The organism is Schleiferilactobacillus shenzhenensis LY-73 (genome assembly GCF_000469325.1).
GTDB classification, from domain to species: Bacteria; Bacillota; Bacilli; order Lactobacillales; family Lactobacillaceae; genus Schleiferilactobacillus; species Schleiferilactobacillus shenzhenensis.
In genome coordinates, this window is the sequence record NZ_KI271584.1 from 247,256 (window position 1) to 247,722 (window position 467).

Here is a 467-nt window from a genome sequence, read left to right on the forward strand (position 1 = left end):
AAATCGGCTCGGCAATCACGGCATCCTCCTTACTTTGGTACAGGCCGTTTTGGCAATCGGTGCTGTCGTAATCGCAGCCCAAATGGTTTGGCCGCTTATTCATCAGAAGGCGAACTCAACTCGGTAGCTTTTCTGCCGGCTGTCTTGACGTGATGGTTTGACCATTTATATCCTACCAGGACAAGATTGTTGTCGGGTTTTGCTTTTATTCCCAGCAGAAGAGAGCGCCGGATCATTATTTACGCTGGTGAACGCAATTTCAGCTGAAAAATTTGCCGGATTTAAAATTGAAGTGCAACGGCCGTTGAGTTAGACCAATCCACCTGGACCGGTTTAACAAAATAGGCCATGAAGACCTATCCTTGAGGCGTCTAAACAACAAGAAAGGTGATATCTTCATGACCCACAGTCAGTCTAACAGTCCTAAGCATTACACTCAACTCAGCGCGGAAGAACGCGGGATGATC